Annotated in this window: 13 protein-coding genes and 2 pseudogenes; 5 read left to right on the forward strand and 10 right to left on the reverse strand. The window is 44.4% G+C overall.

Annotated features, from left to right (window positions below; all coding sequences use genetic code 11):
• The first annotated feature begins 131 nt into the window (after positions 1-131).
• A complete protein-coding gene (locus AC4OGX_RS00490; protein ID WP_493327832.1) occupies positions 132-1,115 on the forward strand; it encodes a MerR family transcriptional regulator in 984 nt (327 codons plus the stop codon).
• A gap of 128 nt (positions 1,116-1,243) precedes the next feature.
• On the opposite strand, the gene AC4OGX_RS00495 is transcribed toward AC4OGX_RS00490, so the two are convergent.
• The 4 genes and pseudogenes from AC4OGX_RS00495 to AC4OGX_RS00510 form a co-directional block, all read right to left on the reverse strand.
• Positions 1,244-1,495: an AAA family ATPase gene (locus tag AC4OGX_RS00495; protein WP_493327833.1), complete on the reverse strand. Its 252-nt coding sequence runs from the start codon at positions 1,493-1,495 to the stop codon at positions 1,244-1,246.
• Positions 1,440-2,021, reverse strand: coding sequence for a DNA-3-methyladenine glycosylase I (locus tag AC4OGX_RS00500; protein WP_493327834.1), 582 nt, complete (start codon positions 2,019-2,021; stop codon positions 1,440-1,442). Before AC4OGX_RS00500 ends, AC4OGX_RS00495 begins: the two co-directional genes overlap by 56 nt.
• 54 nt (positions 2,022-2,075) lie before the next feature.
• Positions 2,076-2,616 (reverse strand): annotated as a pseudogene (locus tag AC4OGX_RS00505) (methylated-DNA--[protein]-cysteine S-methyltransferase).
• 33 nt (positions 2,617-2,649) lie between these two features.
• A pseudogene (locus AC4OGX_RS00510) lies at positions 2,650-2,790 on the reverse strand (transposase); the annotation flags it as partial.
• 290 nt (positions 2,791-3,080) lie between these two features.
• Here AC4OGX_RS00510 and AC4OGX_RS00515 point away from each other — a divergent pair.
• From AC4OGX_RS00515 to AC4OGX_RS00525, 3 genes are read left to right on the forward strand one after another with little or no spacing between them, the layout of a single operon-like run.
• Positions 3,081-3,443 carry a DUF2089 domain-containing protein gene (locus AC4OGX_RS00515; protein ID WP_493327835.1) on the forward strand — a complete coding sequence of 121 codons (363 nt, stop codon included), beginning with the start codon at positions 3,081-3,083 and terminating at the stop codon, positions 3,441-3,443.
• A 21-nt stretch (positions 3,444-3,464) separates the two neighbouring features.
• Complete coding sequence (locus tag AC4OGX_RS00520) at positions 3,465-3,851, forward strand: SHOCT-like domain-containing protein (protein WP_493327836.1); 387 nt, start codon at positions 3,465-3,467, stop codon at positions 3,849-3,851.
• A gap of 12 nt (positions 3,852-3,863) precedes the next feature.
• On the forward strand, positions 3,864-4,127 hold the full coding sequence (locus tag AC4OGX_RS00525; RefSeq protein WP_493327837.1) for a hypothetical protein: 264 nt from the start codon (positions 3,864-3,866) through the stop codon (positions 4,125-4,127).
• Positions 4,128-4,194: 67 nt separating this feature from the next.
• Here the strand turns inward: AC4OGX_RS00525 and AC4OGX_RS00530 are convergent, their stop codons facing one another.
• The 6 genes from AC4OGX_RS00530 to AC4OGX_RS00555 form a co-directional block, all read right to left on the reverse strand.
• Positions 4,195-4,749 carry a PD-(D/E)XK nuclease domain-containing protein gene (locus tag AC4OGX_RS00530; RefSeq protein WP_493327838.1) on the reverse strand — a complete coding sequence of 185 codons (555 nt, stop codon included), beginning with the start codon at positions 4,747-4,749 and terminating at the stop codon, positions 4,195-4,197.
• Between the two features lie 216 nt (positions 4,750-4,965).
• Positions 4,966-6,939, reverse strand: a complete 1,974-nt coding sequence (locus tag AC4OGX_RS00535) for an oleate hydratase (protein WP_493327839.1) — start codon at positions 6,937-6,939, stop codon at positions 4,966-4,968.
• A 112-nt stretch (positions 6,940-7,051) separates the two neighbouring features.
• Entirely contained in the window at positions 7,052-7,615 is a 564-nt protein-coding gene (locus AC4OGX_RS00540; protein ID WP_493327840.1) for a TetR/AcrR family transcriptional regulator, read from the reverse strand.
• Between the two features lie 14 nt (positions 7,616-7,629).
• Positions 7,630-8,769, reverse strand: coding sequence for an AAA family ATPase (locus AC4OGX_RS00545; protein WP_493327841.1), 1,140 nt, complete (start codon positions 8,767-8,769; stop codon positions 7,630-7,632).
• A gap of 196 nt (positions 8,770-8,965) precedes the next feature.
• A complete protein-coding gene (locus AC4OGX_RS00550; protein ID WP_493327842.1) occupies positions 8,966-10,375 on the reverse strand; it encodes an MFS transporter in 1,410 nt (469 codons plus the stop codon).
• 38 nt (positions 10,376-10,413) lie between these two features.
• On the reverse strand, positions 10,414-13,275 hold the full coding sequence (locus AC4OGX_RS00555; protein WP_493327843.1) for a family 78 glycoside hydrolase catalytic domain: 2,862 nt from the start codon (positions 13,273-13,275) through the stop codon (positions 10,414-10,416).
• 187 nt (positions 13,276-13,462) lie between these two features.
• On the opposite strand from AC4OGX_RS00555, the gene AC4OGX_RS00560 reads away from it, so the two are divergent.
• Entirely contained in the window at positions 13,463-14,662 is a 1,200-nt protein-coding gene (locus tag AC4OGX_RS00560; protein WP_493327844.1) for a helix-turn-helix domain-containing protein, read from the forward strand.
• The last annotated feature ends 2 nt before the right edge of the window (positions 14,663-14,664 follow it).

Consider the following 14,664-nt stretch of genomic DNA (forward strand, 5'->3'; position numbering starts at 1 on the left):
ACTTATGTTCTGGTCAGTATTATTTATCTTGAACTTTAAACTATACCCAAGGGGCATCCCGTAATACATGCCCTTCGGGCAGGTCTGCTGCAAAAGCTGCAGAATAATGTATACGAAAGGGGAAGTCAGCCATGAGACTTGGAGATGTCGTAAAGTTGACAGGATTAACAAAAAGAACGATTTATTTTTATATTGAGGAACATTTTTTATCTCCTGATGTGAATCCTTCCAACGGATACTATGACTTTTCCGTGGAGGACGTGGAGCGTCTGAAAGTGTTGAAACAGCTTAGAAAGGCTGATTTTTCTATTAAGGATATCCATGCCATGCTCAAACACCCTGCAACCGCATACCTCTACGTCCAGAAACAGATCGAGACGCTGAAAAAGGAACGGGAGCTGCTGAACCAGAAAATCATCAGCCTGCAGAATCTTCATGAACGTATGCCGCTGCTAGTCTCAGATGAGACATTTTCCGATGCGGTTTTCCATACAGATTTCCCGGATAATACTGTAACGATCATTCAGGACGGTGAAAGCGATGCACGTTTGATCAGTCTGTATCTGTGGGGCCCTTTTTTAAAGGACATCCCAATGACAGAGTACCGCCAGTTTCTGTGGAGCAAACTGGTGGCTGCAGCATGCAGATCCGACAGCGCGGATCTGAAATTATTGAAGTCCTACCTGTATTCTCTGACTGCCGAAGAACTGGATGAGGAATTCAACCAGCGCACCCGCCATATTCAGCAGATTGCAGGCTTATCAGAGCTCACGATCTCAGAATATATTGAGCGGGCAAAGCGGTTCATAAAGAAGATTTCCTGCGACACCGCTTTTGCATCTGCGTGGAAAAAGAATTATCACAATCTTACTCTGCCCACCACTACCTTATATGATTCTGACTTTAATACACTCGCCGCGGAAATCAGCCCCTGCTTCTCTGTCTATTATGAGAATATCCATAAATGCTGTGACCAGATCTATCATTGGCTGAACTCTGCGGAAGGAGCACAGGTAAAGAAGGATCTGCTGAAAAATCTGGATGGGTATCTTGATCTGTGCAAAGATCACCATGCACAGATCGGGGCATTGTTCGGAGCAGGGGTGATGGAATAAGATGAGGGGGTAACGGTTATCTGTATGAATTCAGATAACTGTTCACGATTCTGAACAGTTATGAATTCAGTATATCTGTCAGCTCTGTACTAATGATTGCTTCTATTTCTCCTGCAATCCTTTTTGCCTTATTTTCTGATATTCCAGCCATTTTCCCCACTTCCAGTAAATCTTTCATATCCCTTGGTATAATATGCCGCAAGCATATTCGCATTAATCGTTTTTCCAAATCTTCTTGGCCTTGTCAGGCACAAATAGCTGCCTTCCGTACCGATATATTCTGAAACCTTCTTTATGAGCAGACTTTTATCAACATACGTCTTATTATTTAATATCTCTTGAAATATCCTGATAGACATGACACTCCTTGATATGATCATTCACCATCCCGACAGCCTGCATGAATGAATAAATGATCGTGGTCCCCAGGAATTGAAATCCCATCTTCTTTAGATCCTTACTGATCTGATCTGAGAGAGGCGTGCTTGCAGGCATCTCATCTACACTTTCCCAATGTCCCACAATAGGAGTATTGTCCACATAACTCCAGATAAACTTATCAAAGCTTCCGTATTCTTCCTCCACCTTCAAAAAATGCTTTGCATTGTTAATAGCCGCTGTTATCTTCCGGCGGTTTCTGATGATCTTCGCGTTATTCATAAGCTCTTCTATCTTATCATCACCGTAAAGAGCCACTTTATTGGGATCAAATCCATCGAAGGCTTCTCTGAATGCCTCCCTCTTTTTCAAAACAGTAAGCCAGGAAAGCCCCGCCTGCATACTTTCTAAGACCAGCATCTCATATAACCGGACTTCATCATGTGTGGGGCGCCCCCATTCATTGTCATGATAATCTATATAGATAGGTGTATCCCCTGCCCAGGGACACCTTGTTTTATGATCCATATTCTCTTGTCTTCTCCTTTTTTCTCTTTATTTTATAAAATCGTTCCTCTTTTACTATAAAGCTGTTCCTCTCTTCGGCATATGATACATCTTTGTATCCACTCCTTCCAATTGCAGAAGAGCTTCCTTTCTCTTGATCCCTCCCGCATATCCGGTGAAGCTCCCATTGCTTCCAACTACACGGTGGCATGGTATGATTACAGAGATCGGATTATGACCAACTGCACCTCCAACTGCCTGGGCAGACATAGTATCAAGTCCTTTTTCCTCTGCGATCTTCTTTGCAATCTCTCCATAAGTCATAACACTACCGTAAGGAATCTCACAAAGAATCTTCCAGACAGCCTGTCTGAATTCACTGCCTGACGGGGCAAGGGGCAGTTCCTCTATGGCCGGCTTCTTCCCCGCAAAATATCGGTCAAGCCACGCCCTGGCAGCTGTAAGAACCGGAATATCATCCTTTTCCACCGGCTCTTCCGACAGACTCCCGCAAAAATACTTCTGTCCTTCAAAATATACCCCTAACAGACTTGTCCCATCGCTGGCTATTGTGATCTCCCCCCAATGGGGAATCGTAGCGTGCTGAATAAATCATAAAAGATCCCCTTTCTCATCTGTGTTCACTCTGCAGCTTTGTCTTACATTCTTCGTCAATCCCATCTTTTAAAACCGCTTTACGGTACTTTGTGCACCATACGAACTGATATTGCAGCGAATACACATATCCGCGTCCATATGGAAGTTTTGATATATCATGTATTTTATCCATACATTATTTTACAGCGAAGCTGTAAACCCGCCCGTAGGGCATGTATTACGGGATGCCCTTTGGGTATATATAAATATTACTATAGGAATCCTTGTATGTCAACGCAGAATCGAATATATGTTCTGTTTTTTTATTGATTAATCGGTTTTAAATAAAAAATTTATTTTTCCATTTTTCAACCATAATATTAATATTTTTAATTTTTATATTAAAATATTTAATTTAATACTTGATTTTTTCAATATTTGTGTTATATTAGTCTCAAGAACACTAATAAAGGATGTGATGATATGAACAAAGTGATCAGCCGCTGCCCCATCTGCAATAATGAGCTGACCGTGGTCAGACTCAAATGTGATTCCTGCGATACGGTGATCGAGAACAACTTCCGGCTCAGCAAATTCGATTATCTCTCTGACGAGGAGCTCTATTTCACCGAGACCTTTATCCGCTGCAGAGGGAATATCAAGGAAGTAGAGAAAGAATTAGGGATTTCCTACCCCACCGTCCGTTCCAAGTTAGATGCCGTGATCAAAAAGCTTGGTTATGAGACAGAGTCCGAGGACCAGAAGTCCAAGAAAAAGGAAGAGATACTAAAAGCCCTGGAAAATGGCGAGATTACAGCCGAACAGGCAATTGCCCAGTTAAAGTAAGTTCAGAAAAGGAGAATGAAAATGGATGAAACATTAAGAATTTTAAAAATGATCGAGGACGGAACTATTACAGCAGAGCAGGGAGCGGAACTCATGTCGGCTTTGAATGCAGACCTCCCGGCCCAGCAGACTGCGATTGTCAAGACTAATTACGATAAGAAGATGTTCCGTATTATTGTGGACAGTACGAACGGCGACAAAGTAAACGTCCAGTTCCCTGTCGGTGCAATCAAGAAGATATTAAAAGTGACCGGGAAACTGCCTATCCCGGAACAAGATTTACAAGGAGTAGACCTGCCTGCAATGATGGATGCGATTTCCGAATGTCTTGATGAAGAGATCGATGGAGACTTCGTGAATGTAAACGCTGCTGATGGCACAACTGTCCGTGTATTTGTTGACAAATAAAAGGAGCATGCTATGAAAGTAAAGATCCGGACAAAAGATTTTCGGTTTTCCATGCCCCTCCCCGTCCATCTGGCCGGATTCGTCCTCCGCTTCATTCCGGAAAAGGCATTTTCTGATATGAGAGCGAATACCCCCGAACCTTATGCAGACCTGATCACAAAGGAAAACCTGAATCTGCTCCTTTGGGAATGTATGGATATTATAAAGGAGAATAAGGGCCTGGAAATTGTACATGTGGAAACTACTGACGGGACATATGTGTCGATCCGGCTGTAGATATAATAAGAAAGGGAGATCTGCTGTTTATCGCATCATCTCCCTTGTTTGTATTTATTTCATCACCTTACAACTCTTTCCACACTGCCTCCACACATTTTCCGCGGTGTCCCAGCCCGATGCCAAGGACACTGCCATACAGTCCAGACATATACTGTTTATCCTCTATTTGATCCAAAGCTTCTTTTGCCAGCTGTCCAAGATCATAAGATGTGTCTTTTGTATATTTAAATTCCATGACCACGTGAGGATATGCTTCATTTCTAGAACGCAGCAGAATATCACTCCGTCCCTTCCCCCATTCCCGATTACTGCTTATTTCATAATCTCCTGAAAGAGAAACACAAATACCGAGCATCATCATATGGTAACTATTTTCATCTTTTAAATCGTAATAGGAAGGCAGTGTCTCTAACAGAACACGGTATTGCACAATAAAATTCTCTATATCTTTAAAAAACAATGCATTATCTATGCCCGATAAACTCCCGGTATTATAATCTAGCAACTCCGCAAGGGTTTGTTCATAGATTGTCTTATCAATATGGGAAAGCTGTACAAAAACATCTGAAAATCTCTGGTATTCTGCCAGCAATGCAAGCTTAATCTGCTTAAGCAGCAAACTTCTGCTGCCTTTTGCATCTTTAAACGACAAGAAAATAAGTATTTGGGTATATGTCTTACTAATGTGCGCAAATACCGCACTAAGTGCGAGCATTATACCACAAATACTAAGCCCACGAAAGTCCCCGCTGTTCATTTGTCCCACAGTAGAAAAATCCCTGCAAAGCTTTCTAAGCCCTGCAGGGATCTTTCTACATACCTTCTTTTCGTATTTCTACATGCCTTCTTTCAATACGTCATGGTCTCTCAGCAATTTTTCTATTACCGTCCCCTTCACCAGCCCGATCAAGGGCTTTTTCAATACATTGAGTGGTCCCGGCAGTTCAATCTCCAGCGGGGATTTTCCATCCATCAGTTTGACGGAGCTGTCAAGCAGTTCACGGACATCATACACGCTGCCCCATACTTCCGGAACTCCCCTGTCTACGCCAAGCAGCCCGTATACAGCCTCCATCGCGGTCCTGACGGAGTATTCTGTTGTAAAAACGGTATCTCTCGGTGTCTCGGCAAACTGTCCGAGGAACGCAAAGTTCACACATCCGTCCGGGATGACATCCGGGCGGTCACCCTTTGTCCTTGGCATGAAAAATGCGGTAATATACGGCATCATGGTCGGCACGCAGACGGCACTGTGTTCTGCCAGTTCCGGAATCAATTCCGTCGGAACACCAATGTGGAACAGCCATTCTTCTGTGATCTCTTTTCCGGTACAGTCTTTCATCGGCTTCTTCACATAATCGCCTTCCACATCCGTAAACAATCCATATACCCAGACGCAGACCTTTTCCGGGTCCTGTCCCTTAAACTGCGGCTGTCTGTTGATCGTCCAGCTCATCAGCCATCTGGAATCCTTACAGCTTACGATACCTCCTGTAACCACCCTGCCGCTTCTTGGGTCGCGTTTGCAGATGTTGGTAATATAAGGAATGATCTTATCATCCAGCATGGTAATCGTTGCAGATTCCCAGTTTGTCTTCGGAATGTCGGAACAGAATTTCTCCGGGTGTCCAAAGGAAGGATCCTGTTTCGCGATATTTTTCCAGAGAGTCCAGCAGCCGCTGGTCCGTACTTCTGCATCCCCGTTCGGTGCATGATCCTGGTCGCCGTAAATGGTACCTTCCGTGCAGCTTCCGTTTGTGACAAATACGAGATCGTTTTCTGTAAGCAGAATGCCTTTTTCCACACCCTTTACCTTGCATTCGATGGCCTTTGCCACTTTTTTGCTGCCCTTGCAGTCAAAGATCACGTTGGTCACTTCCGTGTTGAACTGGAAGTCAACGCCTGCTGCCTCCAGATATTTCTGCATCGGCAGGATCAAGGATTCATACTGGTTGTATTTCGTGAATTTCAGGGCGCTGAAATCCGGCAGTCCTGCGATATGATGAATGAATCGCTGGAAATATAGCTTCATTTCCAATGCGCTGTGCCAGTTTTCGAAGGCAAACATGGTGCGCCAGTACAGCCAGAAGGTAGAATCAAATACTTCCTCATCAAATACATCTTCGATTTTTTTATCATACAGATCCTCATCCTTTGTCATGAAAAGCTTCATGATCTCCATACAGCCTTTCTGGCTCAGATTGAATTTCCCGTCCGTATGCGCGTCTTCTCCCCGGTTCACGGTTGCACGGCACAAAGAATAATTCGGATCATGCTTATTCAGCCAGTAGTATTCATCCAATACAGAGACATCCGGCGTCTCAATGGACGGGATACTGCGGAACAGATCCCATAAGCATTCAAAATGGTTCTCCATCTCACGGCCGCCGCGCATGATATAACCGCGGGTGGAATCGTAAATACCATCACAGGCTCCTCCTGCAATATCCATGGCTTCTAAAATATGGATATGGGAACCTTCCATCTGTCCGTCGCGCACCAGGAAACATGCTGCTGCCAATGATGCCAGACCACTCCCCACGATATAGGCATTCTTATCCTCCACACCCTCCGGCTTTTCCGGACGTGCAAATGCCTCATAATTTCCATTAGTATAATAGATTCCCTTACTGTTCTTCTCATGTTTTCCCAGCTCTGTGTTCCGGTATTCACTTTTCACAGATCCGGTCTCTTTTCCTTTATTTTCTACTTCCTTATTTTCTTTTGCCTTCTTGGCATATAATGCAGCCGCGCCTGCACCTACTGCGATTGCAGAAGCAACACCTAATTTCGTTCCTTTTTTTGACATAACCATGACCGCCTTTCAAAAAATATATTCTTTTAAGTTTGCTACGATCACATCATAGTCTTTTTCGGGCCGCTGCACAATTTACAAAACAGGGAGTTTGATAAAAAACTTATCAAACTCCCTGTTTTGTAAAGTTATGGATAGAATTCGTGATATTCCCCTTCAACGTAGTGCTTAATCTATCCGTAATCTCCTGATAATCTTCCTTCATTCCCTGCCTGATCCAATCCAGCATGATCCCCACGAATCCATACTTGTAGAAATCCGCAATGAATGCCTTTTCTTCTTCTAAAATCCCCAGCCCGGCTGACTTTTCCTCCACAACACCCATAAGCAGGTCATGAGTAAGCTTAAACAGATAATTCTCGATCTGTTCCCTGCTGAGTGCGTGATACACATTCATGATAAAAGGCTTATTCTCGATCACAGCCTCGAAAATCTGTTCCAGCCCCTCCTGCCAGGTGTCATAAGTCTTCTTGCCCTGAAGCGCTTTTGCGGCATCCTCCAGACAGACCCACTCCACCAGATCATAGATATCCTTGAAATGGTAGTAAAATGCCATACGGCTGATGCCGCAGTCATTAGTTAAGTCGCTGATTGTAATCTTATCGATAGGCTTCTTTAAAAGCAGCTTCTTTAATGATGTCTCCAGTGCGTATTTTGTAGTGTTGGACATATGTTCCTCTCCATTTACTCTGCATCTCGTAAAACTTCCATCAATTCTTGATTTGGAATACTGACCTTCCCATTTTCATAGCTCAAAAATCCATAAACAACCATGGCAGAAAAGATTTCATCCTTTGTCTGCAGATTCATAGAAGTGGCTGCATACTCCTGTATTTTTGCAGAAACAGAAGCACCGGAAACCATTAACGCCAGATCATCCCTGACATCATCAACATTATGTTCAATATAGTAAAAGATTTCATCATAAGGACCTGAACTGGTCCAATAGTTTTCCAAATGATTGTACTGCAAAGCCAATACAACGGAACGCGGATTATATACCCGCTCTCCCGCCGCCGTGTGATATCCGTTATACCAAACGCGAAGCCCTTCCTGTGTGATCCCCGGATCTTTACATATTTTCATATATCGTTTAAAAAGACCTGAAACCTCTGCCTCTGTAAAACCAAAATAATCAGAAAACGCTGGTGCTTTTGCCATGGTAAACTCAACGAACATGTTTAACTCCGAACCGCTTGAATACTTTGCAATGGGAAGGATGCCTGTCATATATGCAAATACAACATAAGGCATGTCCTTCAATAGGTCCCGCAGGAAAGACAGGTACTCCTTCTTATCCTCATTTGTCACAAAATCCTGATGGAAAATAAAATCCCACTCATCGAGAATAAAAATAAACTGTGCCGTATCATTTATTGCATAAATCGACATAAGTACATCCCATACAGCCTCTGTCTCATCCACCTCAACTTCTGGGTACGCCTCTTTTAAATCCTTTATCAAAATTCGCTCAATCCGGTTAATATACTCTCTGTATGAATCACATTGTCTCGGCAGTTTATTAAAGGATATATGGATCACTGAATATTGATTTTGATATTGTTCATATTCGTCAATCTTAGATATTTGCAGCTTTCGGAAAATATCACCTGCATCACATCCCTTGGAGAAAAATGAGGAGATCATATTAGCCATGACCGTTTTACCAAGCCGCCTTGGCCTGGTAATACATATTTGGTTGTTTCCCTGCTTTACCAGAGGAAACAATTCCTGTAACATCTGTGTTTTATCCACAAAATAAGGCTGTTCTGTTTCCTTTTTGTACAGAGTATATGCCGTCCTGCTGTTTAAATAAACACCCATCGCTTTCCCCTTTCTTCCTGTCTTATGTCTTATTATAGCAGAAGTCTGTTTCGAATCCTACCATATCTTTTCGACATGGAAAACCACCCTTAAAGCCCTCCCTTTATTGGCCTAAACGGCATTTAGACCACGCCGTGCACTTCACTGCACAGCATGGTCTAAACAATCACGCTTTCAAGAAACACAAGATAAATATTTAATTTTTCCCAGCTTTCTTTCTCTTTTCTATCTCTTCCTTAATTCCAGGCAGCTTTGCCTCCAGATCAAACTTGCATACCATAATGAACATCACTGCAAACATGACAAGCGGTGCATAGATAGCAAAGGTAAAAATCGCATATTTCGTTGCCGTTGTAGCAACTGCCAGAGATGCATCATAATGTGCGATTGCAAGGCACCAGCCGACCAGTGACGCACCGATACCGCTTCCGATCTTGCACCCGAACCCGGATGCGCTGTTTGAGCAGGCTACCATTTTCACTCCGTACTTATACTCATTGAAATCAATCGCCATCGCAGTCATAACGCCAAGCAGGCACATCATCGGGATCGTTGCAAAGGTGTTGACGCAGCTAAGCACTGTATTATAAACAAAATTATATGGATTAAAGATACGAAGTACATTTGCAGCGATTCCCATGATAAATGTAACCTTCAACGTCTTTACAACTCCAAGCTTCTTGATCATCGGACCTACCAGAATAAATCCAAGCAGCGTAGGAATCATTCCCACTGCACCCAGGATTCCCACCAGGTTGTCATTTCCATATATCCATTTACAGTAATAGGTACCAGAAGCACCTGACAATCCATAAATCACCTGGGATAAAAAGTTAACGACCAGGATGATAACCCAGTATTTATTATGGAACAGCTTAACAACAGCTTCCTTGAAAGGCACAGTTGCCTCTTCCTGTACCACATCTTCTGGTTTTACAACAGTTCCTGACTCTGTAGCCGTTTCTCTGCTTGTTACATAGCAGATGAGAAATGCCAAAACCGAAAGTATCCCAAAGACAGCGCCGACCTTGATCCATGCACTCTGTGTGCCGCCCAGCATGTTACTGATTGGTACCACGCCGATTGCAATGACCATACCTGACACATAACCCGCTGCCGCACGCCATGTTCCCATGATACCGCGTTCTTCCTGGCTGTTCGTACGGACAACCAGCAGAGATCCATAAGGAATGCAGACTGCAGTATACAGTACGGCTGTAAGAAGCAGATTTGTGATCAATACATAGGCTAGCTGCAATCCGCTGCCCGTCCTGGGTACTGTAAAGAGAAGGACGATCACTACTCCGGCCGGGATGCCTGCCTTTAGGATCCATGGGCGGTATTTCTCTTTGCCCGGTTTCGTGTGGTCTACGATATTTCCCATAATCAGGTCTGTAAATGCATCGATGATCTTGCAGATCATAAATACTGTCGCCACAGCACCTGCCGCCATCCCGACTTTATCTGTATAAAAATAGGTTAACTGCCCTACGAGCCCTGATATCGCATTCAATGCGAACTGCCCCATCGAATCTCCGAAATAGTCCTTCAGCCTCATCACCTTCTGGACTCCAAATTTGTCTTTTCCTAATGCTTTCCTGCTCATTGCTTTACTCCTTTTTCCTATTGTAAACTTCCTGATACTTATAGACTACCTGCTGCCGGCTGACTGCTTTCCTCTTTTTCCCCGCTGTTTTTAAGCGTGCTGCGCCTGTTCTGGTTCAGGGCATCTATCACAGCCTGATACAAAGGCTTTGCCTCCGGTGCCTGGACAAGCAGCTCTGAAATTGTCATATCATAGGCAAACTGGATCATCGGATTATCCAGCATTCCCGGTACCATCTGCTCAAACATCTGCCGTCCCAGTTTTTCTCCTACAAGTTCGCCTAACGTAGATTCCATCGTATAAAAATCCTGCTCCAGGGAGGTATTTGTCTCATATTCATAACGATAATGCCCCGAGCCAGTTTCGATCTCTTCTGTTTTTTCCGGCAGTCTGACCACTGCGGTGGTATTTGGCGGTATGGTGATATCTACAGTGATTTTCCCATTTCTGCAGGACCATGCGCTTTCAATCGTTCCATAAACAGACTCATACCGCCCTTTCGCCTCTGTCATTCCATGTGTCAGCTGTGGCTGGATCAGTATTTTCTTATACCCTGGCTCCAGCGGCCGGATTCCTGCAATCTTTTCATACATCCAGCTTCCGATTGCACCGTATGCATAATGATTCAGGGAGTTCATCCCCGACTGGTCGAAGCTTCCGTCCGGAAGAATCGAATTCCACCGCTCCCAGATCGTTGTCGCGCCTTTCTTCACTGCATAAAACCATCCCGGGAAATCCTCTTTCAGAAAAACAGCCTCCGCCAGATCATGTTTTCCATTCTCCGTCAGACAATGGCATAAATACGGTGTTCCCACAAATCCGGTGGTCAAATGGTTGTGATGTGCACCGATATTCAACTCCAAGGTTGATAAAATCCTCTGTCTGAATTCCGGTTTTACCAGATCAAAATGCAGCATCAGGACACATGCTGTCTGTGTCTCAGACACCAGACGCCCGGACGCCGTTACAAACTCCCGGTTCACAGCCTCCAAGATCTCTTCATAAAGCCGGGTATATTCCAGCTCCTCATTTCGAAGACCTAAGACATGTGCCGCATCCCTCACGATCCGGGCAGACAGGGCATAATACGCATTTGCCACCAGATGTTTGTCTGTCCCGCCTGTCCGCTCAGTACTGCCGGATTCAATGTCAAGGGCCAGCCAGTCTCCATACTGGAACCCGGTCTGCCACAAACCATTCTCCAAACAGTTTCTTCGTATGTATTCCACCCAGGTCTTCATGCACTCAAACTGTTCCTCTAAAATCCGCTGATCTCCATAGATCTGATACAATGTCCATGGGATGATCACCGCCGCATCGCTCCACGCCGCTGCCCCTGCCTGGTCTCCCAGGATATTGGGGATCACATGTGGTACGCCCCATTCTAATGTTGTCTCAACAGCCATGTCATGCAGCCATTTGCGAAAGAAGAGAAACGTATGGAAATTGTAGGATGCAGTACCGCTAAATACCTGGGCATCTCCTGTCCATCCAAGCCGCTCATTTCTCTGCGGGCAGTCTGTCGGGATATCCAGGAAATTACTTCTCTGTCCCCACTTAATATTGCTCTGGAGCTGATTGATCAAGGCATTATCCGTCTGGAAATCTCCTGTCTCTTCCATATCTGTGTGCAGGGCACATGCGGTAAACCGGCTTATTTCCACATCCGGATCCACACCTTCCAGGCAGATATAACGGAAACCGTGAAATGTAAAACGAGGAAACACGGTCATGCCTTCCTGTTCTTTTCCATAGAGATACGTGTCCGTACATTTTGCCGAACGGAGATTTTCTGTGTAAAAGTTTCCATCCCTGTCCAGGGTCTCCGCATGTCTTACCACCAGCTTATCCCCTTTAAGCGGCGGAAGGACGATTTCCACGATCCCGGCCATATTCTGACCGAAATCCAGGACCAACTCTCCCTTCGGGGTGATGATTTTCTCCTTGGCCGGAAACCGTCTTGTCACCCTGACAGGTTCAGATTCCTGGGCCGTGATCTCTAACGCGGTGTGCGCCGCTTCCTCTGCGCCTTCCTCATTTTTGACCGCTGTCTCATCCCCGAACGCCGTATCAGCTGAAAATAAGAGTGCATTCCCGATGGTTTCTACCGGCTTTGTAAAGTCCTGTGTCTCCCCATGATAGATCTCGGAATACCGGATCTGCCCTGTCTGCACCATCCAGTCAGTGTCTGTGCCAATGTATTCTACTGAACCATCCTCGTATTCCATACGGATCATGGCTAAAAGCGCTGTCTGGCTGCCATAATGATCCGGCTTTTCATCAAATCCAAGGTATCCCTTGTACCATCCATTTCCCAGGGTGATGGCAATCTCGTTTTGATCTTCCAGTATCATCTCCGTGATATCATAGGTCTGATACTGTATCCGGTGGTGATAGGAAGTCCAGCCAGGAGCCAGAAATGCATCTCCCACCCTCTTTCCGTTCAATGCTGCCTCATAAACTCCTCTTGCAGCAGCATAAAGCCTTGCATTTTTTATGGTTCCACGCAGCCCAAACTGCTTTGTAAAAACAGGGGATACCGTTTCATCCTTTGGAAGACTGTGGGTGATCCACTGTGCCCTCCAGTTTTCCTTTGTGAGAAGCCCGGTTTCAAAGTACCCCTCCGCTTTACTTTCCTCTCCGTAATTATCCGATACCATGGCACATACCTGATACTGCGTGAAAGGTGTTAATGTTTCCCCTGTATAAGGAATCAGGATAGACTGACTGCTCTCTACAAATCCAGTATCCCAAATGCACGTGTCCTTACTTTTCACCTGAATGCGGTATTCTTTCTGGACAACGTTCTTTTTATCACTCATAAGTTTCCACGAAAAACGTGGGATACAGTCGATCCCAATCGGATCTTTCCTGTATTCGATCCTTAAATCCTGAATCATATCTGACCTCCTTTGGGTAACCCATTTTGTTCGTCCTAAATTAAAATACCACAGCATGTATGATCAGTATTGTAATTTAGTTATAAATATTATAAAATTGTAACATAGTTCTAAAATTGCTGTTATTTACTGAGCCATTATACATTGAGTTGTTCTCTTAACTGACATTTTAAAGGAAGGTACCGATATGATCAAAGATCTGAAAGAATTCTGCCATTTATTTTATACATCCACCTTCGTCCCAATCTCTGTGTACGAAGTTCCCGCGAAAGAATTATTCGCCTTTCCTACGATTTTCGGCCGTGAAGAAGATGTTACCTCTGCACTTTCTTCAATGATCCGTTTTCACAGGAACCCGGATTATTACACCATGCAGTCCCTCTGCTATTTTGGCATTGTCTCCCTCCTGGATACAGATCAATATGTCATCATCGGTCCTGTATTCAGCGTGCCTGTCACGGAATCTGCCGTCCGGCTGTTCATGAAGGAATGTGCGATTCCTATGAAACATAAAAATGCCATTACAGGCTTTTTGCTGAATACACCGCAGGTATCATTTAACCAGTTTCTACAGATAATTGCCTATATCCACCTCTGTCTGAATGATGAAAAACTGGATATCCCACGCCATTTTGATCTTGCTGACCGTACAGTGCCCAAAGAGATTTCCGTTCTTCATTCAAACAATATTTACGAAGCCAAAGAGGAGCAGAAGTTTCATAATACCTATTTATTCGAGCAGCAGTATTTAGAATGTGTAAGTGACGGCAATATGGACAAATTAACGAAGCTTATGAAAGCGGCGGAGTTCAGCCTGAATGCCGGAATTATCGGCGATACGCCTCTTCGTAATGCGAAAAATCTGCTGGTCACCACTGTGACTCTGACCACAAGGGCCGCAATTTCCGGGGGAATGGATATCGAGCAGGCTTATCAGCTCAGCGATGTCTATATCCAGGAGGGGGAGAAGATGCAGAGCATCGATGCATTGAATCATCTGCAGTATACCATGATCACAGATTTTACAGAACGCGTTGCACAAAGCAAGATCCCCCGGGGAATGTCACGGGAGATCTTCAAATGTGTCCGGTTCATCTCCCAGCATACAAACGAACTGATCCGGGCCGATGATGTTGCAGACTTTATCGGATGGAGCCGGCCATACTTAAGCCGGAAGTTTAAAGAAGAACTGGGATTTGATATCAGCAGCTTTATCATGAGATGTAAATTAGAAGAGGCAAAGAGCCTGCTCACCTATACGGATAAATCCTTGAGTGAGATCAGCAATTATCTATGCTTTTCAAGCCAGGCCTACTTTCAGAATGTATTTAAGAAAAAATATGGCCTGACTCCGACACAATATCGGAATCAGACCACAAAAGCGTGATT

This window comes from Faecalicatena sp., from assembly GCF_058819085.1.

Coding starts and splice junctions, on each gene's coding strand:
- AC4OGX_RS00490 (WP_493327832.1), top strand. CDS start 132: ATGAGACTTGGAGATGTCGTAAAGTTGACAGGATTAACAAAAAGAACG.
- AC4OGX_RS00495 (WP_493327833.1), bottom strand. CDS start 1,495: ATGATCATATCAAGGAGTGTCATGTCTATCAGGATATTTCAAGAGATA.
- AC4OGX_RS00500 (WP_493327834.1), bottom strand. CDS start 2,021: ATGGATCATAAAACAAGGTGTCCCTGGGCAGGGGATACACCTATCTAT.
- AC4OGX_RS00515 (WP_493327835.1), top strand. CDS start 3,081: ATGAACAAAGTGATCAGCCGCTGCCCCATCTGCAATAATGAGCTGACC.
- AC4OGX_RS00520 (WP_493327836.1), top strand. CDS start 3,465: ATGGATGAAACATTAAGAATTTTAAAAATGATCGAGGACGGAACTATT.
- AC4OGX_RS00525 (WP_493327837.1), top strand. CDS start 3,864: ATGAAAGTAAAGATCCGGACAAAAGATTTTCGGTTTTCCATGCCCCTC.
- AC4OGX_RS00535 (WP_493327839.1), bottom strand. CDS start 6,939: ATGTCAAAAAAAGGAACGAAATTAGGTGTTGCTTCTGCAATCGCAGTA.
- AC4OGX_RS00540 (WP_493327840.1), bottom strand. CDS start 7,615: ATGTCCAACACTACAAAATACGCACTGGAGACATCATTAAAGAAGCTG.
- AC4OGX_RS00545 (WP_493327841.1), bottom strand. CDS start 8,769: ATGGGTGTTTATTTAAACAGCAGGACGGCATATACTCTGTACAAAAAG.
- AC4OGX_RS00550 (WP_493327842.1), bottom strand. CDS start 10,375: ATGAGCAGGAAAGCATTAGGAAAAGACAAATTTGGAGTCCAGAAGGTG.
- AC4OGX_RS00555 (WP_493327843.1), bottom strand. CDS start 13,275: ATGATTCAGGATTTAAGGATCGAATACAGGAAAGATCCGATTGGGATC.
- AC4OGX_RS00560 (WP_493327844.1), top strand. CDS start 13,463: ATGATCAAAGATCTGAAAGAATTCTGCCATTTATTTTATACATCCACC.